This window comes from Bifidobacterium vansinderenii, from assembly GCF_002234915.1.
GTDB lineage: Bacteria > Actinomycetota > Actinomycetes > Actinomycetales > Bifidobacteriaceae > Galliscardovia > Galliscardovia vansinderenii.
This window is the reverse complement of the sequence record NZ_NEWD01000029.1, coordinates 28,914-52,337: the sequence shown is the minus strand read 5'-3', so window position 1 is coordinate 52,337 and position 23,424 is coordinate 28,914. Positions and strand designations below refer to the sequence as shown.

The following is a 23,424-nucleotide window of genomic DNA, read 5'->3' as shown; positions in this document are numbered from 1 at the left end:
AAAATCACGACTCCATTTGTACTCCGTCGGGCAGAACTGAGGTCGGAGAATCTGCGATCGACGGCCGGAATCGTCCATCATGAAAACTCCCCGTAATAAACGCAGGTTTTGACGCAATACAATGGTGGGGCGTCTGTTCACCGGCTTTGGGTTTGGAACGGTCGGCATCAATAACTGCGGAGGAGCCGCAGAACGCCGATAGACGAGCAACCGGTGACGAGGCAAAGGAGGTCTGAATGACAGACGAGACGATCAAAGCCGCCGATTCGGGAATCGTTAGCACCGGAACCGGCACGAAGGGACCCGAGGAGCAGAATCTTCCTGCCAACCTCGGCAACAACATGGACTTGTTCCTTCGTTTGCTGCGTACGGTGCTGAAGGAGTACGACGGTAATCTGCTGGAGAACTTCGATCAGCTGCTGGATTACGCCAACGAGGCGACCAGTGGCGAGTTCGGCGGCACAAGCGCGGAATACGAGGACGACGATCCTGAGCAGGCCGGTTTCGAAAAGGCCGTGAAGCTCATTGATTCGGTGTCCGTTGACGATGCCACCCTGCTGGCCCGCGCGTTCACCACATACTTCCATCTGGCGAACCTGTCGGAGGAGAACTACCGCGTCAGCGTTCTGCATGAGCGCGAGAAGCAGGTTCCGGTCGATGCCCCCACCGATCCGATCAACGAAATGACCGGCGCCTACAAGCGCATGATCGAGGAGTGCGGACCGGCCAAGGCCAAGGAGCTGCTGGAGAAGCTGGAGTTCCATCCGGTGTTCACCGCACACCCGACCGAGGCTCGTCGCAAGGCCGTGGAAGGCAAGATCCGTCGCATCGCCGAACTGCTGGAGGAGCGTCCGCGTCTGGGCGGCTCCGATCTGGCGGAGAACGAGCGCATGATGCTCAACGAGATCGACGCCATGTTCCGCACCTCGCCGATCGCGCTGAAGAAGCCGACTCCGGTCGAGGAGGCCGACACCATCCTCGACATCTTCGACAACACGCTGTTCGACACCGTGCCGAAGGTCTACCGTCGTTTCGACGACTGGGTGCTGGGCGACAAGGCGGGCAAGGTTCCGCCGGCATGCCCCGCATTCTTCCACCCGGGCAGCTGGATCGGCTCCGACCGTGACGGCAACCCGAACGTGACCGCCCGTGTGAGCCGTCAGGTGGCCCGCAAGTTCAGCGACCACGTGATCGCCAAGCTCGAGGAGGCCACCCGTGAGGTGGGCCGCAACCTCACGCTGGAGTCCAAGGACACCAAGCCGTGCGCCGGCCTGCTGAGCCTGTGGAGCCACCAGCGCGAGATGAGCGAGCGTCTGACCGAGAAGGCCGAGCTGATCTCCACCAAGGAGCCGCATCGCGCCGTCATGCTGGTGATCGCCGACCGTCTGCACGCCACCATCGAACGTGACACCGATCTGATGTACCACTCCTGCGAGGACTACATCTCCGATCTGAAGACCGTGCAGAAGTCGCTGGCCGACGCCGGCGCTCCGCGTAGCGCGTACGGCCCGCTGCAGACGCTGATCTGGCAGGCCGAGACGTTCGGATTCCACATGGTCGAGATGGAGTTCCGTCAGCATTCCGTGGTGCATTCGCGTGCCCTCGCCGATATTCGCGAGCATGGTCTGCACGGCGAACGCGGCGAACTGCAGCCGATGACCCGCGAGGTGCTCGACACCTTCCGCGCGCTCGGTTCGATCCAGCGTCGCAACGGCATCAAGGCCGCCCGCCGCTACATCATCTCGTTCACCAAGTCCGCTCAGAACATCAAGGATGTGTACGAGCTGAACCGTCTGGCGTTCGAGCACCCGGAGGATGCGCCGATCATCGACGTGATTCCGCTGTTCGAGCAGCTTGAGGATCTGCAGAACTGCGTGGACGTACTCGACGCCATGCTGAAGATCCCGGAGGTGCAGGCTCGCCTGAAGGCCACCGGCCGCAAGCTCGAGGTCATGCTCGGCTACTCCGATTCGTCGAAGGACGCCGGCCCGACCACCGCTACGCTGGCCCTGCATTCCGCCGAGGCGCGCATCGTGGAATGGGCCGAGGCCAACAACCTCGATCTGACGCTGTTCCACGGTCGTGGCGGCGCCGTCGGTCGTGGCGGTGGCCCGGCCAACCGTGCCGTGCTCGCCCAGCCGCGTGGCTCCGTGAACTGCCGCTTCAAGCTCACCGAGCAGGGAGAGGTCATCTTCGCCCGTTATGGCAACCCGGTGCTGGCCGTGCGCCACATCGAGTCCGTCGCCTCGGCCACGCTGCTGCAGTCCGCTCCGAGCGTGGAGAAGACGAACACGGAGATGACCGCGAAGTACGCCGACATGACCAAGCAGCTCGACGACGCGTCTCACGCGCGCTTCCTCGACCTGCTGAACACGCCGGACTTCGCACCGTGGTTCTCCATCGTCACCCCGCTTACCGAGGTCGGCCTGCTGCCGATCGGCTCCCGTCCGGCCAAGCGTGGTCTGGGCGCGAAGTCGCTCGACGATCTGCGCACGATCCCGTGGGTGTTCTCCTGGGCCCAGGCCCGCATCAACCTGGCCGCCTGGTACGGTCTGGGTTCCGCATGCGAGCAGTTCGGCGACCTTGCCACCATGCGCAAGGCGTACGAGGAGTGGCCGCTGTTCAGCACCTTCATCGACAACATCGAGATGTCGCTGGCCAAGACCGACGAGCGCATCGCCAAGCTGTATCTGGCTCTCGGCGATCGTGACGATCTGCGCGACAAGGTGCTCAAGGAGATGGCGCTCACCCGCAAGTGGGTTCTGAAGATCGTGGGCGACGAGTGGCCGCTGCAGCACCGTCACGTGCTCGGCCAGGCCATCCGCATCCGCTCGCCGTACGTGAACGCTCTGTCGGTCACGCAGGTGCGCGCGCTGCGTTCGGTCCGTCGTCGCGACGAGAAGAACGAGCTGAGCGAGTCCCAGACCGCGGACTTCATCTATCTGATTCTCTGCACCGTGTCCGGTGTGGCGGCAGGCCTGCAGAACACGGGCTGATCCGCCGCCGGGATTCCCGGCCGTAAGGGGTGAGAGGGCCCGTCGTGGATATCCGATTTCGGATACCCATGGCGGGCCCTTTCCGTATCCGGGTGTATCTGAGTTCTGGGTATATCCGCATCATGAGAGCACCGTTTCGACCGTCTTCATGATGCGGTTATACCCAGATTCGATTTGCATGGCCGACACCCACAGGCTTGTCGGTGCGCGCGGGTTTCATTGGTGACGGATCATCGTCGATGGAGGTGCAGCATGGCACAGATGAATGAGCATGACGGACTTGACGGACGAACCCGCGCCGACGCGGCATGGAGCCGTATGCTGGCGGGCAACCGTCGTTTCGCCGAGGGCAAGGCCGAACACCCGTGGCAGGACCGTGAGACCCGCGAATCGCTGATCGACGCGCAGACGCCCGACGCTGCGGTCCTGTCCTGCTCCGATTCGCGTGTGCCCCCGGAGATCATCTTCGACGAGGGGCTGGGCGATCTGTTCACCATTCGCACCGCCGGCGAAGTGGTGGACGACGCCGTGCTCGAATCGCTGGAATACGCGGTGCTGCATCTGCATGTGAGTCTGATCGTGGTGATGGGCCATCAGAACTGCGGCGCTGTGGCCGCGGCCATGAAGGTGCTGGCCGGCGACGAGAACGCGGAGGACGAGGGATTCCGTTCGATCCTCATGCGCGAGGTGGGCGCGTCCGCACGGCTCGCGATGGATTCCGATCTGGATACCGCCGAGGATGTGGAGCGCATCCATGTGGCACAGACGCTCGAGGCGCTGGTCACCGATTCCGCGGTGATCCGCGAGGCCGTGCATTCCGGCGCGGTGTCGCTGGTGGGCGCGCGCTACAAGCTCGATGACGGCAAGGTGGAGGTGCTGTCGTTCTGAGTGGGGGAGGTAGGGCTCCCATTAGGGTGGAAGCATGTCACTTGGTTTGAATATCCTACTGATTTTCGTCTTTCTGGTCATCGGCGCCATGTTCTCCGGCACCGAGCTCGCGCTGGTGAGTCTGCGCGGCTCGCAGATCGAACAGATGGAGCAGGAGGATGCCCGAGGCGCCCGCGTGGCGAAGATCGCCCGCGACCCGAATACGTTCCTATCCACCGTGCAGATCGGCGTCACGCTGTCCGGTTTTCTTTCGGCATCGTTCGGCGCATCGTCCATCGCGCCGTTCCTGATCCCGCTGGTCGAAAGCTGGGGCGTACCCACGTTCGTAGCCAATCCGCTCATCACGATCGGCCTGACGCTCGTCATCTCCTACTGCTCGATCGTCATCTCGGAAATGGTGCCCAAGCGCATCGCCATGCAGAAGACCGAGGCGATCGCCCGCGCCGTGGTCCCCGCGATCGACGTGTTCGCCACGATCTGCCGTCCGATCATCTGGCTGATCGGCAAGAACACGAACGGCATCGTGCGTCTGCTCGGCTTTGATCCGAACGAAACCGAATCCGAAGTGTCCGACGACGAGCTGCGCGTGCTCGTGTCGTCGAACACGAACCTGAGCAAGGACGAGCGTGTGATCCTCGACGACGTGTTCGACGCGTCCGAGACGATCGTGGCGGAGGTCATGCGTCCGCGCGCCGACGTCGTGTTCATCGACGGCGACATGCCGCTCGACAAGGCCGCCGACTTCGTGCACGACATGCCGTACTCGACAAGGCCGCCGACTTCGTGCACGACATGCCGTACTCGCGATACCCGGTGATCGGCAAGGACTTCGACGACGTACTCGGCTTCGTGCACGTGCGCGATCTGCTCGACGTGCGCAACAAGGAGGCGAAGACCGTGGCCGACGTGACGCGCGAGGGCATCTCACTGCCCGGCACGTCGAAACTGCTGCCCAGCCTGTCGCTGCTGCGCAAACGTGGCATCCACCTGGCCATCGTGATCGACGAATACGGCGGCACCGACGGCATCGTGACGCTGGAGGACATGACCGAGGAGCTCGTGGGCGACATCCGCGACGAATACGATCTGCCCGAGGAGGCCGGCGGCAAGAAGCCCGGTTCGGCGTTCGTGGGCGGCGTGGCGCGCATTGACGGCGGCATGACGATCGAGGACTTCGACGAGCTCACCGGCATCGAGCTCGAGGACGGCCCGTACGAGACCGTGGCCGGATACTTCCTCGCGAAGACCGGCGAAATGGGCAAGGTGGGCGCCGTGCTGCACTCCGACGACGGATACGACATGGTCATCACCGAAGTGGACGGTCGTCGTATTCAGACGATCGAGGTGCAACGCAGCGACGCCGACGGCAATGATGACGGCCATGGCGCCGGTAATGGCAACGGCGGCGAGAAGGACGGACACGGTCATGGACACGGCGAAGGCGGTACCACGGCCTCCACGGATCGTGCCGGCGGCGACGCCACACACGACGACGGATCACCGTTCGTCGGGCCGGACGGACTCGTCAGGTAGTCCCTGGGCGGTTCCGGGTGATCCCGCCGAACACCGTCTGCCGCATCGGCATCAACGACATCACCTCTGCATCAGCGTGGGAACGACTCGCCGTGAACGGTCGCGATCGACGCACGCACGACCGCGATATCACGGCGAGTCGCATCTACGCCCGTCGCTGAACGATTGGCCGTCGTGCGGGCCTAGAATTGAATCAGCAACGGACCACGATGGTCCGCGCATCGGCGGTGATTCGACTGACCGGCACGCCGATCCACAACCAATCGATATCAGCACATCAGCAAAGGGGAATCATCATGACGCTTCAATTCACCGTCCCCGGCCTGAGCGACGAGCAGGCGGAAAAGGCGATCGCCATTCTGCAGAACCGTCTCAGCCAGGAGCAGGAGGCCGCTCTGGTGCTCAAGCACGCGCACTGGAACGTGACCGGACCGAACTTCATCGCCGTGCATGAGATGCTCGACCCGCAGGTCGAGGTCGTGCTCGCCCAGGCCGACGAGACCGCCGAACGCATCGCCACGCTGGGCGGCTCGCCCGACGGCACGCCCGACGCGATCGTGCGCAACCGCTCGTGGAAGGGGCTGGATCTCAAGGGCCGCGCCTCCACCGAGGATTACATCAAGGCGCTGATCGACTACTACGACGTGTTCATCACCGACGACCGCAAAGCCATCGCCGAGCTCGACGAACTGGACGTGGTCAGTTCCAACATCGTGCAGGACCACGTGCAGGCGCTGGAGCTGTTCCAGTGGTTCCTGCGCAGCCACATCGCGTAGGGGCCGATCGGCGGCGTATGGAGCTGCCGGAACCCTCGCACTTGTAACGAACCCGCAGCGGAGCACGTTCCCCGCTGCGGGTTCGTCGTATCCGCACAACAAACCCATACCGTGCGGCGTCTTTCACCGCGGGTCTGATGCACGCACGCGGTATACCCGCGCCGAACGGCCGGAGGTGGCGGAAAACCCCGTTACGCTGCGCTTCGGCGCCGAAACAGAACGTAACCGGCCACGCCTCCACGGTTACGTTTCGTTCCGCCATCAAAACGGAACGTAACGGAAAGCCGTCGTCAGAGTACGTTTCATTACCGATGCTGTACAGAACGGAATTGTCGAACCGCTTTCGGTTACGTTTCGTTTTCATCGGGCAACCGAACGTAACCGAATGCGCGTGAACGCCGTCCGTCGATGAACGAGTCATATACCGCGCATCACACCAGTTGGTTGAGTTCGCGCCGCAATCGCCGCCACTCGGGCAGGTATGCGGTCATGCGGCGGCGAAATCCCTCGCCATGCCCGTGCTCCCACAGATGCGTCAGTTCGTGCACCAGCACGTATTCCAGATACCGTTCGGGCAGATACGCCAGTTCGAGATTGAGACGGATGCGGCCGGTCGCCGGCGTGCACGACCCCCATCGCGACGTCATTGCACGCAGCGAGACGTTCGTCGGGGTCTTGCCGACGATCGGTGTCCACTTGCGCAGCAGCTCCGGCAGACGCGCATTGATGACCGTTTTGGCCCAGGTTTTGCGTTCCGTGCTCCATGGCGCGCCGAACGGGGGACGGGTCTGGGGCGGCGAAACCGTGGCGTGATCAAGGATCCGCTGCCGAGCCTTTCGGATCCACGGTCGTCGGGAACGCACGAACTGCTCGATCTGTGCATGACTCATCCGCACCGGAGCGGTGATCTCGACACGACCGTCCGGCGGCTTGATCCGCAGATACATGTTCTTCACGGCCTTGCGCGCGACCCGGATATGCAGGTCGCCCATGTCCAGGATCTCCACGGCAAGCGTTCGACGACCGGCCATCGCGGACTCCTTTCCGATTTTTCGGTACGTACCGGGACGGTGAATCGTCGACGCAGGGACCGAGATTTCACCCTCAAACCCGCATAGAATAACGCGACACGCCGATATTGGACAGACTGACAACCTACCGCTATAGTAATTGCTTGTGCGATTTCGAGATTGCACATGGATCGGGCCCGTAGCTCAGGTGGTTAGAGCGCATCCCTGATAAGGATGAGGTCGGAGGTTCAAGTCCTCCCGGGCCCACACAGAGAAGACAGCGGCTTTTCGGGCCGCTTTTTTTCTCCCAAAAAACTGGGGCATTGGCGCAGCTGGTAGCGCATCTGCTTTGCAAGCAGAGGGTCGCCGGTTCGAACCCGGCATGCTCCACATATGTGAAGGCTTGAAATCGTTGTGATTTCAAGCCTTTTTCTGTTTCTACGCGCTCCGCCCGTGTTCGGATCGAGCGGTTGTTTTTGCCGGTCTTATAGCACGGATATCGCACGCAACGGTGCACGGACGGTGCAGGTGCGCGGCGGCAGCAGGGCGGGAGGGATGAATTTGGATTGCATGGCCCAAGGCACGTGGCCCAAGAGCGTGTGACCAGTGGGATGGTTATTGGAGGCGAAGGTGCTGGAGCCCTCCCCTCAGTCAGCTGACGCTGACAGCTCCCCTCCCTGGGAGGGGAGCCAATTCCATTGCAGCAGCTCCTTCAGAGGGGAGCCCGAGGAAGGATGATCACACGGGAATCACGAGGTTGGCGACGGTCATGGCGACCAGGCCGAGCGTGCCGGTGCTCGCCAGACACAGACCGGCCAGTCGCGCGTTACCGAGCACACGGTCGGTGAACAGCGTGGAGAACACGCCCACGGGAGCGAAGCATACGAAGATCACGGCTTTGCGGATCTCCGGATCCACCGGCAGGATGAACCAGGCCGCCACCGAGAAGATGAACGCGAACGCCCAGCGCCATGCGATCACGGTGGCCAGCGGCTTGACGTCCTTCATGCCGTGCGGCACATCCATCAGCATGCCCACCATGAACATGGAACAGAACGCGTTGGCGTTCGAGAACGGCTGCAGCACCGTACCCACCCAGTGCGGAATCGCGAAGCCGGAGATCATGAACACCAGCATGAGCATATACGTCATGAACGCGGCGGACGAGTAGAAGTTTCGGGCGATGCGGCGGAAGTTCGCCCTGCGCTGGAGTCGGCGCGCATCCTTGTCTAGAACCTTGCGCGGCGGGCGCGGGCCAAGCGGACGGGACTGCTCCTCCGGGGTGAGCGGACTGGTGTCGTCGATGCGCAGCAGCTGCGTGGTCACGGCGTTCATGCCGGCCGACATCATCACCGAATTGCCGATATCGAACATGACCACGGCCACGGCTGGTCCGGGGCCCATCAGCGCCTGCACCACCGGCAGCGCGAAACAGCCGATGTTGAAGCCGGAACCATTGAGCATATAGAACGCGCGATTGCCGAGCGGGGTCTTGCCTGTGAACAGGTAGATGGTGAGAATCGGGATGACCGACGCGCAGAAGCCGAACAGCGCCACCCACAGGAGTCGCAGATCATGCTCGTTGTTGATGAACGACACGACCACGGCGGCCGGCAGCAGCAGATTGAACACGATCTTCTGCATGACCTTGTAGTCGTCGGACTTCACCCAGCCGATGCGTTTGAACGCGTAGCCCAGCAAGATGATGCATAGGAACACCACCGGCTCAATGATCTTCTCCATATAGCCTCCCACGGTCCGCACGCAGTTCGTCGTTCGTCATTCGTTGCGTTGCGCATTGTCTCAGTCGTTCTTCCTGACCGATCATCCCGGTCGGGCGTCCCGTCTGTGGGGCGTGGGCCGGACGGTGATCCAGACAGTAATACGGTATACCGATACACCCCCGATGGCACGACGGTAACCACTATTTTCCATAATTGAAGCTCTTCGGAGGAGTGCGCCAAGACCAGCGGAAGCAAAACCAAATGTGACGGCCTCGAAAGCGACGTCACACAATCGCCACGAATTGCCCAGAGAAATCCAAGGCTTTGACATCCTTGTGCCAAGAGTCATGCGGTTATATAAGAACTGTCAACGGATACAACCGCTGGTGAGGTTCCACTAGGAACCTGATAACTGAACCCTTCTTCTCTCTTCCTCTCTCTACCCCGGCGCCCAACCCGCCGGGGTTCTCTTTTTCCGGGATCGCTTCCGCCTCGGGAGCCGCATACGGTGCATGCGCCGACTTTCAGGCCCACGCTTTCACCGGTTTTACCACCTATCGTGAAGTCGTGTAGTTCTTTGCCGGTTCGACGAGATGCTATCTACCGATTTGGAGGTCTTTCCGTTTGCAGACAATATGGCGCCCAGGGCCCTATTCAGCAGTTAGTAGCCGCAAACAATTAATTCTTGCACAATAATGCGCGATTCCAGAGTCCGGCTACTTGGCGAAGGACCTCCAAATCGAAGGTTATGATCCTGCAACAGCTCGAAAGGACCTCCAAAACGGGGAATAGCCGCATTCCGCGGCTTGGAATACGGCACAATGCTCCCGGCACCGGTTGTCATCACCCCGGCGCCGGCAAGTTTTTCGTATAACAGCCAGAACGGTCAGTGACGAGCCCGCACGCGGACCTCGCGAATGCGCTGCAGGGCGCCATGCGCGGTGCCGGCACCCTGGCCTCGCACCCCAAACACGGCGATCAGCACCATGGCGATGCACAGCATGCCGCTGATGCGCAGTACCCACTGGATGCCGAAGATGCTTGCGGCCACGGCCACATCCGCACCTCCTCCAAGCGCCGCCTTGCGCGCGGCCGCCATAGTCTCCATGAGGATGACCAGCACCGGTGCGCCCATGGCGCCGGCGATCTGACGGGCCGTGTTCGTAACGGACGACCCCGCCGACACGTCCTCCGGGTCCAGACAGTTCAACGACCACGTGGTTACGGGCATGAGCACGAAACCCATACCGATCTGACGCGTGAACTGGCAGATCGACACCCACCAGATCCACGAATGCATGGAGATCAGACTCATGGCGAACGTGCCGAGCGTCAGAATCACGCTACCGGTGATCACCACGGGACGGGCTCCGAACTTGTCGAGCGCCTTGCCGCCAAAGAACTGCGTGATGGCCATGCCGATAGCGCCGGGCATCATGATCAGGCCGCTGAGCGTGGCGGAGTAGCCGCGGTCGTTCTGAATGTAGAGCGGCATGATCACCATGATCGAACTGAATGCGAAGAACGCGATGGACGCGATGATCGTGCCGATCATGAACCCGTGGTTCTTCAGCACGCGCAGGTTGAGCAGCGGCTTGTCACGACGCAGCTGGCGCGTGACGAACCAGATGATGCCGAGCACGCCGATCGTCATGGGCAGCCAGGTCATCGGATGCGTGATGGGGAAGGCCTCGATGTTCGTGAAGCCGAACATGAGCCCGCCGAATCCGAAGATCGACAGCATCACAGAGAAGAAGTCGGCCTTGACCGACGGGTCGTGCGCACCGAAGTTGCGCAGCCCCAGCACGGACGCGGCGAGACTGAGCACGCCGATCACGGTGAGCGTGAGGAAGATGGAACGCCAGCCGCCCATATCGGTCTGCCAGCCACCGAGCGTGGGGCCGAGCGCCGGAGCCACACTCATGGCCAGGCCCACCGTGCCCATGGCCATGCCGCGTCGGGAGAGCGGGTAGATGGAGAACACGGTGATCTGCAGCACCGGCCACATCACACCCGTGCCGATGGCCTCAAGCACGCGTCCGGCCAGCAGCAGCAGGAATGTGGGCGCGGTCCAGGCGAGCGCCGATCCGATCGTGAACACGACCATCGATGTGATGACGATCTGCCGTGTGGAGAAGCGTTTGGTGAGGAACGCGGTGAGCGGCACCATCACGCCCATGACGAGCTGGAACACGGAGGTGAGCCACTGTCCGGTGGTCACGCTCACGTGGAATTCGGTGACGATCGACGGCAGCGCGGAGCTGAGCTGCAGCTGTGTGAAGTTGCCGATGAACGTGATGAATGTGAGGATCGCAAGCGACATGAATGCGGTGTGCGTGAGATGGCCGTCCCGGTAGGATTCCTCGCTGGTGAGGGTGCGGGATGCACTGCGATCGTTGTTCGACGTTGGCGTTTCGACTGCCGATGTCTCGTTTGCGGTTGACCCCACCTGTTCCGTGGAATATTCGTCGCGGTCATTGATATCGTCGCGGCCATGGAATTCGTTGCGCCCATCGGTCGTCATGCCGTCTCACCTTCCCTGTCTGCCTGTCTGCCGCCTCTTGCGCCGATCCGTCGGCGTCTGTCGTCGTGCGTTTCCGAGCAGTCGTTGTCGTGAGGCCGGATGTGGCCGGAGCGCATGCCGCCGCTGTCATCGCATGGTCATCGTGCACGGGTCGGTTCGTCGGTCACCTGTTTGACCGACGCAAGTACTCTACTCTTGTTCATGACAAACGGCCCGCTCGTTTCCGGATTTATCCGTCAGCAAGATCGGGCCGTTCATGCCTTGGTGGGATCACACTAGGAGCGCTCCACGCAACGACTATGCGCGCTGGATGCGCACGGCCATGTACTGCCTGCCGCCAAGGTCGGCGCGCACGGTGCCGGTGTAGGTGCCGGGCAGACGATCGATGGTCATGTTCCACGTGTCGATCACGTCGACCGTGTATTCGCCGCCGGCGGGCAGGTCGAACTCGCGGTAGAGCTGCTGATACCAGCCGAAGTACACGAGTTGCCAGTCGGTGCCGGCGCGCAGCACGGGCACGTCCCAGAACTTCATGGCCTTTTCCATGGCGCCGTTGAGCGGCTGCGAGACGTCGACCGGGTTCACGCTCCACACGTCCTCCGGCGCGGTGTCGGCGTCCAGCGGACTGGCGGCGCGCGGCGCGGTCTCGAAGATGCCGCGCATGAACGCGATGCGCGCGGGGGTTTCGCCGTGCAGGGTGCCGCCGTGCGCCCACCAGATCTGGTCGCCCTTGTCGATGAACGATTCGCCGTGCGTCACGGTGCCGCAGCGCATCAGGCCCTCCCAGTAGCGGCGCATGAGCTCGGTGGCGGGCAGGCTGCCCCAGCCCCAGTAGATGTTGCCTTCGTAGCCGGGTTCGTCGCACACCACGGGCTTGCCGTATTCCCTGCGCCAGTCGGCGATGCATTCGGTGGTGCGGGTCACGTCCACGCGCTGGATGGAGCAGTGCGTGCACCACGGCTCGTTGTAGTCGTACACGGTCACGCAGTTGTGGATGGAGCGCAGGTGACCGAACGCATCGTTGGCCATGACCACACGCGCGTACGTGCGCCAGTCCTCGAGCGACTTCTGCGGCATGAGATCGTATTCGTTGGCGAGCGACCACCATACGTTGCGGTAGGCGCCGTAGCGGCGGGCCATGTACGTGAGATACATGATGTCGGCTTCGCGGCTCATCTTGGAGAAGCCCCACTCGGGCTTGTCGTACGGGTGCAGCAGGATGATGTCAGCCTCGATACCAAGCGCGCACAGCTGGCCGATGCGACGATCGAGGTTGGCGAACAGCTCCTCATTGAAGCGCGTGTGGTCGAAGCCGTTCTCCATGCTGCCCTCGTAGGCGAAGACGTCGGGATCGGCGTTGTTGAAGTCGTAGAACTTGGGGAACACGCACATGCGGATCTTGTTGAACGGCGCGGCGGCGAGGGTCTCCACGGTCTGGTCCTGCACGGCCTGGCTCTGGCTGGTCCACGCATAGCAGGTGGTGCCGAAGGGCATGTAGCGGGTGCCGTCCTCGTAGCTGAACTGGAACTTGAGCTCGCTGCCGGCGGGGTCGGTCTCGGGTTCGGCGGCGGCGCGGTGGACGTCGGTGGCGCGCAGAACGCGGCCGTGATTGTTCTCGCCGGCCGGATCGGCGATCAGGGTGCCGCAGATGGCGTTCAGCGACGGGTCGGCGGCGCTGTGCGTGACGTAGCGCCATTCGCCTTCCTCGAGCGGCATGAATCGGATGGCGTAGTCGCCGTTGCCACGGTAGAAACCGCCGACGGTGACGGTTTCGCCGGTCGCAGTGGAAGTGAAGTCGGCGGACAGGTCCACGTCGACGTACGGATTGCCGTCGGCCGTGCCGGCGAGCGCGATCTCGAAGAGTCCGTAGCGTTCGACGTGAGGGGCCTTTGCGGTGACGGCGGACGCTTCGGCGAGCGCGGACTGCGGGGAAACTCGCACGATAGCGATCGGATCGATGGGGACGGCGGTGTTGTTGGCTGCGGTCGGCGTGGTGGTCATGATGGGTTCCTCCTGCTGATGCCGGTGGATGGGTGTGGGTGGGGCCTGGCGTCGATGTACGGCGACGGACATCAACGGATGCGTTTGTCGAAAAAGGTTGCGCTGTTGCGATTTCCTCGACGTGCGACTGATGTTTGGTTGTGGTTATGGCGGATCGCGATGGGCGATCAAGGCTTTGTGATTCGGGCTTCTCAAGGGTGAGGGGAAGAAGCCCGAATCAGAAAGTGGGCGTAACTTAGATCATTTGACGAAACCGGAACATTCATCGTCGAACAACTCAAGTTACTACCTAGTAACTTAATCCGAGTTGCGAAATTCGTCCACTCGGCGTGTCGAAGAGGAATGGTGGGCTTCCCCTTGAGGGGAAGCTGTCACGCGCAGCGTGACTGATGAGGTGACGGGGATGGCAGCCATCAGGTTCACAGCGCCAGCACAGAGGCACACGGAGCCACGGGGTGGGAATGGGATGGTAGTCATGAGCGCTGAGTGAGGTGGGACGATGGGCGGGAATCGACTGTATCAGCGGAGGTGATTTGATATGCTTCGCAATCAAATCGCCGGAGCGAGGCCAAACGGCCCGAGTGTGTCGATTCCCGCCCATCGTCCCGCCCCACGGCCAAAGTCAACCCGCCTTCAGTCGTCATGCGTCGGTCACCTCATCCGTCCGCCTTCGGCGGCCACCTTCCCCTCAAGGGGAAGGAAAGGCGGGGCGCATGCGGTCAGAGGCGGATGGTGAGGGTGTGGTGGCCGGGGGCGAGCTCCTGCGGGGCGGGACCGATCTCGAGGGAGGCGACGGTGCCCACGGGCACGTCGACCTCCACGGTCATCACACGTCCTGCATTGGCCGCGTCGGAATCGGTCACAGTGGCGTCGGCACCGGCACCATCGGCAACACTCCACGAGCAGGCGGCCAGACCGTACGGGGTCATGTGCGAGGTGGAAGCATGATCGATGCCGCCGCCGGGCATGGGCGCCACGCGGAATCGCCGCCAACCAGGCTCGATCGGCTCAAGTCCGCCGATGCGCGCGTGCAGCCAGTGCGCCACCGAGCCGAGCGCGTAATGGTTGAACGAGGTCATGCCGCCCGGATTCACCGTGCCGTCGGGCATCATCGAATCCCAACGTTCCCAGGTGGTGGTGGCACCCATCTTCACCTGATACAGCCAGCTCGGGCATTCGGTAGACAGCAGCAGCGAGTAGGCCTCCTCGTCGTGGCCGGTGCGGCTCAGCGCGGGCAGCACGTACGGAGTGCCGGCGAAGCCCGTGGCCACCTTGCCGCCGGATTCGCGCACGAGCTGGGCCAGACGATCACCGGCCGCGGCGCGCAGCGCATCGTCGTCGTCAAGCAGGCCGAGCGCAATGGCGAGCGCGTACGCGCACTGGGTGTCGGACGTCATGATGCCGTTCTCTCCCACGTATCGGCCAATGAATCCGCCACGCACGTGGTCGTACAGTCGGCCGAACCGCAGCGTATCCTCAGGTTCGCCGAGCACGCGCGCCACGTCGGCGGCGATGCGGCAGCTCTGCGCGAAGAACGCGGTGGCGACGAGCACCTTGTCGGTCATGGCGAGCATCGGATCGTCCGGCGGGGCGGTGGGGTCGAGCCAGTCGCCGAGCTGTCCGATGGCGAATTCGGGGCGACGCTCCCACACGCCGTCCTCGGAGAGATATCCGGCCACTTCGTCGATCCACGTGGTCATGAGCGGGTAGGAGCGGCGCAGCAGTTCGGTGTCGCCGCCGTCCATATAGAGCGCCCACGGCACGATCGCCGCCGAGTCTCCCCAAATGGCGATTGCCGCGGCGGTGCCCCACGCGCCGATCGGAATGAACGGCACGTAGAACGGCACGGTGCCGTATCGCAGCTGTTCGCCGCGTACGTCCTCGAGCCAGTTGGCGAGGAAGCTCTGCGCGTCATACAGGTAGGTGGCGGTGGGGGAGAACAGTGAGATGTCGCCGGTCCAGCCCATGCGTTCGTCGCGCTGTGGGCAGTCCATGGGGATGGACACGAAGTTGGATCGCATGGACCATACGGCGTTGCTGTGCAGCTGGTTGACCATGGGGTTGGAGCAGTCGAACCAGCCGGTGCGTTCCATGTCGGTGTGGTAGACGCGGCAGTCGATGTCGTCGGCTGTGAGTTCGCCCTTGTAGCCTTCGATGCTGGCGTAGCGGAATCCGTGCATGGCGAAGCGTGGCTCCCACCAGGCGTCGGTGCCGTTGGACGTGTAGACGTCGCACTGCTGGCCGCGGCGCAGGGTGCGGGTGGCGAGCGATCCGTCGGGGTTAAGCACTTCGACGTGGCGCATGGTGACGGTGTCGCCGGAGGCCAGTCCGCGCATATGGACGCGCATGCGCTGCGAGCAGTTCTGCCCGAAGTCGATCAGCCAGCTGCCGTCGTCGCGTTTGACGATCGACACCGGCTCGTCGCGTTCGATCGGGCGGACGGGCGGTAGTTCGGCGTTGACGAGCTTGGTGGTGTCGTAGTGGACCTCGGCGACGGGCTTCCATGACGAGTCGTCGAATCCGGGCATGGACCAGCCGGGCTGTTCGAGGCGCGCGTCGTAGTGCTCGCCTTCGTACAGGTCGGAGCAGACGATCGGTCCGGGCGTGACCTTCCACGTGCGATCCCACGAGTTCGACAGGATTCGCTCGGTGCCGCCGTCGGGGTAGACGAGGTCGATCTGTGCGGCCACGCCGATCCTATCGCCGTAGAAGTTGACCCAGCCGCCGTCGAAGCCGAGTCGGCCGCGCCACCAGCCGTCGCCCAGCCAGAAGCCGAGCGCGTTGGCGCCGGATACGAGTCGGTCGGTGATGTCGAAGGTCCAGCAGTCGAGTCGGTCGGAGTAGACGGTCCAGCCAGGCAGCAGTGCATCGTCGGCGATTTTCACGCCGTTGATCTCCGCCTCGACCACGCCGAGCGCGGTCAGGGTCAGGCGTGCGGCGGCCGGCTTGTCACGCAGATTGATTTCGGCGCGAACGAGCGGCAGATGACGATGATCGGTTTCCGGCTCCACCCAGGAGGGACCGACGAAGTCGGCGAAGTGCTGGAAGTTCTCCAGCAGCGCGGCCTCGAATCGCACGGGGGATGACGTGGGGGAGACGGGCTCTCCATTGGCGTCGACGAGCTGCACGGTGGCAACGGCCGACTCAAAGGATGCGAGCGCGGGCAGCGGCCATGCGCACAGGGTGTTGTCCGCGGCGGGAACGCGGGCCTCCTGCACGACGGGTTCGGCGGCACCCAGCGTTCGGCGTTCCACGTGAAACACGATTTCCGAATCGGACGGCGGTTCGACGGCGTAATCCCACGACAGACGCGGGGTGCCGGTGGGCAGGCCGATGACATCGCCATGCGCATGCTCGACGCGCAGTCGGGAGATGGACTGTTCGACGGTCTGGGTTGCGTTAGTCATCATTGCATCACTCCTTCGCACGCTGACGTGCGGTTCGCATACCACTTCGTATTCGATGGTCGTATCCAAACGTGATCACAACGATGCGCACACGGCAACACGGCATGACAGCGTTCCGGCGCGGCCGGTCACGTTCGGATTATGGGGGAGCAATGAAGTTGAGACCCACTATAACCGTGGGGGAATCGGCGACACGCCGGTTGGGGTGGACGGCAATGCCGGACGGGAATGTCAAGAGTCCTTCAGCCGGCCGCTCGTGGAGATGCGAGAGCAAAGGTTTCAGGCGGCACCTCATCCGTCGCGCTTTGCGCGACACCTTCCCCTCGAGGGGAAGGAAAGAGGCGGGCAGCAGGTCGGGCAGGGCGCGGCCGCTCAACAGGGAAGGGGAAGGAAGTCTCGCAGGTCAGCGGTAGCCGTCCCAAGTGGGGGAGGGGAAGAGGTAGTCGGCGTAGCGCTGCCACTCGGCGGGGTAGTCGATCTCGGGATTGGCCAGCCATCGTCCCTCGAGACCGTACATGGCCGCGTAGGCGAGCATGTAGACCAGATGCCCGTCCACGCCGTCCGGCACCAGCCAGTCGGTGTCGTAGTACTCGCCGGAGATCTTCTTCGTCCGCTGCACGAAGTAGTTGTGCGCGGGATGATCGGGGGACATGGCCTCGGTGTTCAGCATCTCGAACAGCCGCACCAGTTCGGGCTGTTTGGAATTCTGATCCACCACGACCTGCATGACCTCGGGAATACGCGGCTTGTCGCCCTCACGCGCGCCGCCCGGCTGGAACTGCTTGAGATAGTCGTTCGCGGCACCGGTGTTGTCGTAGTACCGTTCGAGCACCAGCATGAGCAGGTTCTGCTTGTTGAGGATTCGATGGATCACGGCCGTCTGTGAAACACCGATCTCACTGGCCACGTCCTGCAGAGAGAAGCCGTTATAGCCCTTCTCGCCGATGAGTCGTACGGCCACGTCCAGGATCTGCTCGAGTCGTTCCTCGGCACTCATGCGCGGCGTGCCTTTTGTGCTCGCCATAGTCTCATCCCCTGTTGTTTCTTGCTGATGGTGTCGGATTTTCTCGGATCTGTCGTCCGCAATCGAGCACTTATCGTACCCGAACACCCCCTTGTACACATGTACATGCGTGTTCATCGTCACAAAACACAGACCACCGGTCTGGGTCGCCCTGTCGACCGCACCGCACTCACGCCACGGCCAGCCGCCTCGTCCCTCAAGTGCGACCACGCCAAGGAACGAGGAAGAAGACGGACTTCCCTCTCAATGCGATCACACCAGAAAATGGTCCGATCCATCCTCGGTGTGATCACACTAAGGCCGCGGCAAACCGCAAAGAGGTAGGGAAAACCGACGAAATTCTTCATGTCAGCGCTCACAAAAATCTCGACACGACTCAAATTCCAACGAATTTGACAGGCAAGTTACCGCGCACTAACTTATAAGTTACTTAACGGTAACTGCTGGTTGCCGCACCGGAACAATGAAGTTATATCGGACCAACCCCTATGAGATGGAGCTCTCATAGACCCTGCAGACCACTGCAACCGCCAATAACGTCAATATCGTCGATATGACACACGCCAAGGAAGGTGTTGTTATGGAAGAGAAGACCGTCGCCATCGGTGATGACATCGCGCCCGACACGGGCAAGCCGATGCCGAAGTCCCAGATGATCCGCTTCGCAGCAGGCTTCATCATCTTCAACATCATGTGGATGATGGCCGGTAGCGCCGGATCGTCCGTGCTGCTGCCGAACCGCTTCAACGATCTGAACATCGGCATGACCCCCGAGGCCATCCTCGCCTCGATGAACTCCATCGGCATCATCTTCGCCCTGATCTCCAACGTCGTCTTCGGCGCGCTGTCCGACGCCACCCACGGCAAGCTCGGCAAGCGCACCCCGTGGATCATCCCCGGCGGCATCATCGCCGGCATCGGCTACTACATGACCTCCGTGGCCGTGACCCTCACCGGCATCGTCGCCTGGTGGTCCGTGCTGCAGATCGGCCTGAACATGATGATCGCCCCGTGCGTCGCCATCCTCTCCGACCGCATCCCGCAGAAGATCCGCGGCACCCTTTCCGCCTTCTACGGCGTGGGCCAGATCGTCGGCCAGTCCCTCGGCGCGATCATCGGCGCCGCGTTCGTTACCAATCCGCGCCCCGGCTTCCTCGTCGGCGTGGTGATCTGGGTCCTCACCGGCATCGTCACCATCATCATCATTCCGAAGGAGCTGCCCACCGTCGCCAAGGAAGGCGAGTCCTTCAGCGTCAAGCAGATCGTCATGCAGTTCCGCCCGCCGGTCAAGGGCGCCCGTGACTTCTACCTCGCGCTCATCGGCCGCCTGCTCATGATCTTCGGCTACAACATGATCATGGGCTACCAGCTCTACGTCTGCCAGAAGTACATCGGTCTGAGCACCACCGACGCCGCGGCCACCGTATCCACCATGGCCACCATCGTCATGGTCGTCTCCCTGATCTTCGCCCTCGCCGGCGGCCCGATCTCCGACAAGCTCGGCAAGCGCAAGCTGCCCGTGTTCGTCGCCTCCGCGATCATGTCCATCGGCCTGGTCGTGCCGTGGCTCGCCCCCACCCGCACCAGCATGCTGATCTTCTCCGCCATCATGGCCGTCGGCTACGGCATCTACATGGCCGTCGATCAGGCGCTGAACGTGGACGTGCTGCCGAACCCGGACGACGCCGGCAAGGATCTGGGCATCCTCAACCTCGCCAACACCCTCGGCCAGGTCATCGCCCCGATCGCCACCTCCTCCATCGTGATCGCCACCGGCTCCTACGCCCTCGCCTTCCCGAGCGCCATCGCCGCCGTGATGGCCGGTGCCGTGATCATCCTCTTCATCAAGAAGGCCAAGTAGTCTTCTCGCGGAGGGCTCGCGCACCGAGTCCTCCGCCCACCTCCCTTCCTTTTCCGGGCCCGACATCGCGTCGGGCCCTTTCTTGTTGTATGGCGGTTCACAAATCGACGATACGGACTCGAAGCGTTGAGATTCCGCGGGTCATAGTTGGGTATCTTCGTTTTGTGTACCGGGATACTTGGATAAACGGTACACAAAACGAAGATACCCAACTTTCACCGTTGAAAACTCAACCCTCCCCATCAGGTATCGTCGATTTGTGTACCGCTACGACCGGAGAAGTCAAAGAAGATGACGCGCCCCTATAAGGCATAAAACAATCGCCCAATATACTATCGATTGACGATAGTAACGTTTCACATTAGTATATGAATATGAGAACGCGAGATTCCGAGCTCACCGAGTTCCTGTACGGCGGTCGGTATCCCAAAGGATATCCGACAGGCTGCGAAAAACAGCTTATGCGCAAGTTACAGATGCTCAAGGCTGCGCACGCACTGCAGGATCTAAAAGTACCGCCGGGAAACCGACTCGAAGCGTTATCCGGAAATCTTCTCGGACATTGGAGTATTCGCGTCAACCAACAGTATCGTCTCGTATTCCTTTGGGACGATGAGGCCAAGGAGGCTATTGATGTCTATTTCTGCGACTACCACAGCTGACGGCTTCTACAGCACCCCTGGCGAAATCCTCAAAGAGGAATTTCTGGAGCCGCTGAACATCAGCAACTATCGGCTGGCTAAAACCATCGGCGTATCCGAAACCGCGGTGGGAGAGATCGTCCACAACAAAAGACGTATCACCACACCCATGGCCGTACGACTCAGCAAGGCTTTGGGCACTACCCCGGAATTCTGGATCTCGCTTCAGAGCGATTATGATTTGCTGACATTCGACGCATCGAGCGTGGGAGATATCAAGCCGCTGGTTTCCGCGTAATCAATACATGTCCGACGGTATACTCTTCGCTGTTTCACGTGAAACAGCGAAGAGTGCAGGGTGATATGGGCGAGTGTTTCATGTCGGAATCGATCCCTCCCCTCAGTCTGCCGAAGGCAGACAGCTCCCCTCCCTCGGAGGGGAGCCGGAGGGGGAAATAGCCTACCGGACAAAGGGTTCCCAGCTCCCCTCAGAGAGGGGAGCCGAGAAAGCACCTCTCCGGCTACTTCACGATGAAGGTGGCGCGTTTGAGGTCTTCGCGGCGGCTGGAGTGGCCGATGAGGAGCTCGAATTCGCCAGGTTCGACGATGCGTCGTGCGTCCGGGCCGACGATCGAACAGTCGGCGACGGGGATCTCGAATTCGACCGTCCTGGTTTCGCCCGGCTCGAGCTCAACGCGACGGAACGTCTTGAGTTCACGATCGGTCCAGCTCACCGAAGTGACCACGTCGCCCACGTACGCCTGCACGACTTCCACGCCGGCGCGATCACCGGTGTTCGTCACGTCCACGTGGGCACGGATCACATCGTCCTTGCCGAACGTCACGCCACCATCGGAGCCACCAACGCCGTCACCAATCACCACATCGCCATATGCGAACGTGGTATACGACAGTCCCTCGCCGAATGCGAACGCCGGATCCTGCGTCAGGTCGGCGTACCGGTTGCCGTGCTGTCCGCGAATCTGGTTGTAGTACACGGGCAGCTGTCCGGCGTGACGCGGGAACGTGATCGGCAGTCGACCGCTCGGGTCGGTGATGCCGAGAATGATCTCGGCAATCGCCTGACCGCCCTTCATGCCCGGGCTCGGCGCCCACAGGATCGAGCCTGTGCCGGTCGCGGGGGCGGACACGCGCTTGGCAAATACGCCGTTCTCGCCGACGATGCTCGCCGGCAGGATCTGAGGCTTGGAGCTCATGAGCACCACGACCAGCGGCTTGTTTGTTTCACGTGAAACATCGGCAAGCGCATCGAGCAGCGCATTCTGACCGCCGAGCAGATCAAGGGTGGCCGTGGAACACGTCTCGCCGACCAGCTGCACGACATCGCCGACCACGGCCACAATCAGATCGGACCGGCATGCGTTCTCCACGGCCTCGTCGATCAGCGCCTGATCAACCGCCGCGGAAACGCCGATCTTCGGACGCGGCTGGCCGTCGGGATAGAACTCGCCTTCGGGATCGGTCACCAGATCGACCACGTTTGCACCGCGCGAATACGTCACCGTCCAGTCGGACGGCACCAGCGCCTCGAAGGCGTCCTTCACCGTGGTGATGGTCTCGCGCGGGTGCCCGTCCGGCATCCACGTGACCTGTCCGGAGTTGCCGGCCCAGTCGCCAAGCTGGTTCTGCGCATCGTCGGCAAGCGGGCCGATCAGCGCGATACGCTTCGGAGAGCCGGCAGCCGCGTTAGCCGCGCCGTTCGCACCATCCGCACCGCCGACCGCGAACGGCAACGCGCCATCGTTACGCAACAGCGCCACCGACTGACGGGCCAGCTCCAGATTCGTCTCGCCATGCTCGGCAGACCCGATGACCGCCTTGATGCGCTCGGCGTTCGGCAGACGCGGATCCTCGAACAGGCCCAGACGGAACTTGAGCGCCAGAATGCGTGAAACAGCGGAGTCGAGCTCCGCCTCGGTGAGCATGCCGGCTGCGATCGCCTCGTACGCGCCGTCGTAGAACTGCGACGTGGTCATGACCAGATCGTTGCCGGCCTTTACGGCGGCGGCAGCGGCGTGCGCGAAGTCGGGCTGCACCTTCTGTTCCCATACGGAACGACCGACGTTGTCCCAGTCGGTGATCAGCGTGCCCTTGTAGCCCCATTCGCCGCGCAGCACGTCGGACAGTAGCCACTTGTTGAATGTGACCGGCACGCCTTCGATCGACTCGTAGCCGAGCATGAACGTGCCGCAGCCTTCCTTGGCCACACGCTCGAACGGCGGCAGGAACCAGGATGCGAGCTTGCGGTGCGAGAGATCGGCCTCGGACGCGTCGCGACCGCCTTGCGTCTCGGAGTATCCGGCGAAGTGCTTGGCCGTGGCCAGAATGGCGTCCTTGTCGAGCGAGCCGGCCGTGGCCGGGCCCTTCTGATAGCCGCGGACCATGGCCGATGCCATCTCGCCGATCAGGTGCGGGTCCTCGCCGAACGTCTCGCCGACGCGCCCCCAACGGGTGTCGCGCGCGATGCACAGCACGGGGGAGAAGGTCCAGTGCACGCCGGTGGACGCGCCCTCCTCGGCGGTCACGCGCGCAGCCTTCTCGACGAGCGACGGGTTCCACGAAACGGCCATGCCGAGCTGTTCGGGGAAGATGGTGGCGCCGGGGTAGAACGAGTAGCCGTGGATCAGATCCTCGCCGATGATCAGCGGGATCTGCAGTCGCGTCCGTTTCACCAGATCGGCGGCGCGATACAGGTTCTCGGGGCTGGTGTGCAGGATCGAGCCGACGTTCACGCGCAGGATCTCGTCGTCAAGATCGCCGCGTGCGTCGAGCTGCATCATCTGGCCGATCTTTTCGCGGAGCGTCATGCGGCCCAGCAGATCGGCGATGCGTTCGTCCACGCTCAGCGACGGATCGCGGAACGGCATGGCGGAGGTGTCCTCCGGCATTACGGATGACGTTTTGTTCTGATCCTTGGTTTTGTTGTCGGTCATAGGTTTCCTTCCTCATCGAAGTCTAAAAATCACACATAATTATCTACTAACCATTCGGTAGATAAATACTACAGTCTTTTACAAC

Annotated in this window: 13 protein-coding genes, 2 tRNA genes and 1 pseudogene; 9 read left to right on the top strand and 7 right to left on the bottom strand. The window is 62.4% G+C overall.

The features are described 5' to 3' along the window. The first annotated feature begins 236 nt into the window (after positions 1 to 236). The 4 genes and pseudogenes from Tam10B_RS10090 (at position 237) to Tam10B_RS10075 (ending at position 6,193) form a co-directional block, all read left to right on the top strand. The gene (locus tag Tam10B_RS10090) at positions 237 to 2,996 is read left to right on the top strand and encodes a phosphoenolpyruvate carboxylase (RefSeq protein ID WP_093961119.1); all 2,760 of its coding nucleotides are present in this window, start codon (positions 237 to 239) and stop codon (positions 2,994 to 2,996) included. 261 nt (positions 2,997 to 3,257) lie between these two features. Next, on the top strand, positions 3,258 to 3,884 hold the full coding sequence (locus Tam10B_RS10085; RefSeq protein WP_408606662.1) for a carbonic anhydrase: 627 nt from the start codon (positions 3,258 to 3,260) through the stop codon (positions 3,882 to 3,884). 34 nt (positions 3,885 to 3,918) lie between these two features. Beyond that, positions 3,919 to 5,246, top strand: a pseudogene (locus Tam10B_RS10080) (hemolysin family protein); the annotation flags it as partial. Between the two features lie 467 nt (positions 5,247 to 5,713). Then, the gene (locus Tam10B_RS10075; RefSeq protein ID WP_093961118.1) at positions 5,714 to 6,193 is read left to right on the top strand and encodes a Dps family protein; all 480 of its coding nucleotides are present in this window, start codon (positions 5,714 to 5,716) and stop codon (positions 6,191 to 6,193) included. Positions 6,194 to 6,624: 431 nt separating this feature from the next. On the opposite strand, the gene Tam10B_RS10070 is transcribed toward Tam10B_RS10075, so the two are convergent. Continuing rightward, positions 6,625 to 7,224, bottom strand: a complete 600-nt coding sequence (locus Tam10B_RS10070) for a M48 family metallopeptidase (RefSeq protein ID WP_093961117.1) — start codon at positions 7,222 to 7,224, stop codon at positions 6,625 to 6,627. A 172-nt stretch (positions 7,225 to 7,396) separates the two neighbouring features. Between Tam10B_RS10070 and Tam10B_RS10065 the strand changes: the two genes are divergently transcribed. Further along, positions 7,397 to 7,470 (top strand) — tRNA-Ile (locus Tam10B_RS10065). 50 nt (positions 7,471 to 7,520) lie between these two features. Continuing rightward, positions 7,521 to 7,593: transfer RNA gene (locus tag Tam10B_RS10060), tRNA-Ala, on the top strand. A 348-nt stretch (positions 7,594 to 7,941) separates the two neighbouring features. On the opposite strand, the gene Tam10B_RS10055 is transcribed toward Tam10B_RS10060, so the two are convergent. The 5 genes from Tam10B_RS10055 to Tam10B_RS10035 form a co-directional block, all read right to left on the bottom strand. After that, entirely contained in the window at positions 7,942 to 8,946 is a 1,005-nt protein-coding gene (locus tag Tam10B_RS10055) for an AEC family transporter (RefSeq protein ID WP_093961116.1), read from the bottom strand. Between the two features lie 867 nt (positions 8,947 to 9,813). Continuing rightward, positions 9,814 to 11,451, bottom strand: a complete 1,638-nt coding sequence (locus Tam10B_RS10050) for an MDR family MFS transporter (RefSeq protein ID WP_093961115.1) — start codon at positions 11,449 to 11,451, stop codon at positions 9,814 to 9,816. A 297-nt stretch (positions 11,452 to 11,748) separates the two neighbouring features. Then, on the bottom strand, positions 11,749 to 13,452 hold the full coding sequence (locus tag Tam10B_RS10045) for a DUF5605 domain-containing protein (protein ID WP_093961114.1): 1,704 nt from the start codon (positions 13,450 to 13,452) through the stop codon (positions 11,749 to 11,751). A 719-nt stretch (positions 13,453 to 14,171) separates the two neighbouring features. Continuing rightward, positions 14,172 to 16,862 carry an alpha-L-rhamnosidase gene (locus Tam10B_RS10040; RefSeq protein ID WP_093961113.1) on the bottom strand — a complete coding sequence of 897 codons (2,691 nt, stop codon included), beginning with the start codon at positions 16,860 to 16,862 and terminating at the stop codon, positions 14,172 to 14,174. 400 nt (positions 16,863 to 17,262) lie between these two features. Then, complete coding sequence (locus Tam10B_RS10035; protein ID WP_093961112.1) at positions 17,263 to 17,883, bottom strand: TetR/AcrR family transcriptional regulator; 621 nt, start codon at positions 17,881 to 17,883, stop codon at positions 17,263 to 17,265. A gap of 580 nt (positions 17,884 to 18,463) precedes the next feature. On the opposite strand from Tam10B_RS10035, the gene Tam10B_RS10030 reads away from it, so the two are divergent. From Tam10B_RS10030 to Tam10B_RS10020, 3 genes are all read left to right on the top strand, one after another. Further along, a complete protein-coding gene (locus Tam10B_RS10030) occupies positions 18,464 to 19,744 on the top strand; it encodes an MFS transporter (protein ID WP_093961111.1) in 1,281 nt (426 codons plus the stop codon). A gap of 368 nt (positions 19,745 to 20,112) precedes the next feature. Then, positions 20,113 to 20,406, top strand: coding sequence for a type II toxin-antitoxin system RelE/ParE family toxin (locus Tam10B_RS10025; protein ID WP_332881267.1), 294 nt, complete (start codon positions 20,113 to 20,115; stop codon positions 20,404 to 20,406). Continuing rightward, a complete protein-coding gene (locus Tam10B_RS10020) occupies positions 20,378 to 20,683 on the top strand; it encodes a HigA family addiction module antitoxin (RefSeq protein ID WP_093961110.1) in 306 nt (101 codons plus the stop codon). Before Tam10B_RS10025 ends, Tam10B_RS10020 begins: the two co-directional genes overlap by 29 nt. A 223-nt stretch (positions 20,684 to 20,906) precedes the next feature. Here the strand turns inward: Tam10B_RS10020 and Tam10B_RS10015 are convergent, their stop codons facing one another. Further along, entirely contained in the window at positions 20,907 to 23,339 is a 2,433-nt protein-coding gene (locus Tam10B_RS10015) for a glycoside hydrolase family 3 N-terminal domain-containing protein (protein ID WP_408606659.1), read from the bottom strand. Positions 23,340 to 23,424 lie beyond the last annotated feature (85 nt).